A 312-nucleotide genomic window follows, 5' to 3' on the forward strand; every position below is an offset into this window, starting at 1 on the left:
TATCCCCGGAAAGAAGAAAAGCCTCAACAAGCGTTTTGTTGAGACCTCGGCTTTCGCAAAGAAATTGAATTGCTCTGTCGGCTGTTCTGTTGTGCAAGGGCAAGTGAAACGCTGTGGGCGGTGTTGTGCTGGCTTCGGTCTGCCCCTCGCCGCTTTCGCCGGTCAGGAGCTGGACAGCTTCGGGAAAGGACTTGCCGTAAAACTCCATGACAAAATCAATGGGATAGCCGCCCTTGCTCTGGCTGTGGCGAAACCACTTGTTTCCCCGGACGGTCAGGCTGTCATGTTCTTTCCAGCGGTATTCTCGTCCGC

The 312-nt window shown here is 54.5% G+C and carries 1 pseudogene; it reads right to left on the reverse strand.

The features are described from left to right. Positions 1-312: pseudogene (locus tag LI162_RS15370) on the reverse strand (AAA family ATPase); the annotation flags it as partial.

The organism is Mediterraneibacter sp. 210702-DFI.3.120, from assembly GCF_020561005.1.
GTDB classification, from domain to species: domain Bacteria; phylum Bacillota; class Clostridia; order Lachnospirales; family Lachnospiraceae; genus Mediterraneibacter; species Mediterraneibacter faecis.